The organism is Synechococcus sp. R8-2 (assembly GCF_047461715.1).
Classification (GTDB): Bacteria; Cyanobacteriota; Cyanobacteriia; order Thermostichales; family Thermostichaceae; genus Thermostichus.
In genome coordinates, this window is record NZ_JANSHQ010000600.1 from 1 (window position 1) to 1,228 (window position 1,228).

Annotated in this window: 2 protein-coding genes; one reads left to right on the forward strand and one right to left on the reverse strand. The window is 57.7% G+C overall.

What is annotated here, in order from left to right:
• Nucleotides 1-89: 89 nt before the first annotated feature.
• Nucleotides 90-572, reverse strand: coding sequence for a pyridoxamine 5'-phosphate oxidase family protein (locus tag NW819_RS12925; protein WP_414413990.1), 483 nt, complete (start codon nucleotides 570-572; stop codon nucleotides 90-92).
• 199 nt (nucleotides 573-771) lie between these two features.
• Between NW819_RS12925 and NW819_RS12930 the strand changes: the two genes are divergently transcribed.
• Nucleotides 772-993, forward strand: coding sequence for a high light inducible protein (locus NW819_RS12930; RefSeq protein WP_414413991.1), 222 nt, complete (start codon nucleotides 772-774; stop codon nucleotides 991-993).
• The last annotated feature ends 235 nt before the right edge of the window (nucleotides 994-1,228 follow it).

The following is a 1,228-nucleotide window of genomic DNA, read 5'->3' on the forward strand; positions in this document are numbered from 1 at the left end:
CCCCCCTGCAAGAGGAGAGCTAGGAAGTGGCGCAGCAGGAGCTTCCCCGTGCTGGGGAATGGCATGGGCTGCCCTTGGAATCCTCGTACCTACGCCCGACCGAGGTGCTCCAGTTGATCCAGGTTGGGGCCCCTCAGCCGGAATGCCTGGCCAAACCCCTGGATGAAGCTACCAGTTTTGGGGACGATCTGACAGAAGTGAAAATCCGCCAAGCCCAGGATCATCTCGGCAATCTCGTACTTGGCGCGATAGAGGGCCTCAAACCCCTGCGCTTGCGCCTCTTCGCGGCTGAGAAACTGGGCTTCTCCGCTCACCATCACCCGCGACAGGGCATGGTTACTGCGGGGATCCCCTGGCGTAGGCGGCTCGTGGATGAGTAGCGCGGCCCGGGGATCCGCCCGCAAAGCCTGGGTGTGGGCAGAAAGATCGCTGATGACAATGGCAAAGCGCAAGGGATCCCGCTGCACCACAAAAGGCACCAACGACACCGCCGGGGATCCCTGCTCCAGCACCGCCAAGCTGGCCACCGGCTGGCCATCCAGCAGCATATTTAACTGTTCCAGCACCGACATGGTTGTCCTCCAGTCCCCTTGCTATTATCAGCTCCCCTGTACTGGGACAAGAGCCACAACCCTGCTTACAGGCTGTTCCTGGCCTGGTTGAACTCTGCCCGGCAGCTCGGAACATTGGGCGTCAACAACGTTGTAAATAAAACTTTACAATCCTACGCAAAGCAAGCTACGCTGGTGAAGAAAGCACAAGGAGAACCCTATGACCCGATATCGCTCCGTTGTCGTCGAAGAAGGTGGTCGGCTGAACAACTACGCCATCGAGCCGGAAATGTATGTGGACAGCACCCCCCGCGTGGGCTTCACCGAATATGCAGAGCGCTTGAACGGGCGTTTGGCAATGATCGGCTTTGTTGCCCTGATCCTGTTTGAAGCTCTGTCTGGTACCACCCTGATTGGCTGGCTGCAATCCCTGGGCCGATAAGCCAAAGAACGCTTCCTAGGAAGAGGGCTGTCTCTAATCGCCGATTGACTGTTCGCGATAGTGGGACGGAGTCCTCACTTTGCTGCACAGTTCTCTACAACCTGATGTGCAAACGCTAGGCAGTTGTGCGAGTGTGCAGAGAGCGGGTGGTTAGGTTTATGTTTCTAGACCCCAGCTACCGTTTGAAATGTACCCCAAGCTCTGGGGGAACTAACGCCTGTGGAGACTCCTCTGG

Bases quoted from the DNA above. Each gene is read 5' to 3' on its own strand.
- NW819_RS12925 (WP_414413990.1), bottom strand. From the start codon at position 572: ATGTCGGTGCTGGAACAGTTAAATATGCTGCTGGATGGCCAGCCGGTG.
- NW819_RS12930 (WP_414413991.1), top strand. From the start codon at position 772: ATGACCCGATATCGCTCCGTTGTCGTCGAAGAAGGTGGTCGGCTGAAC.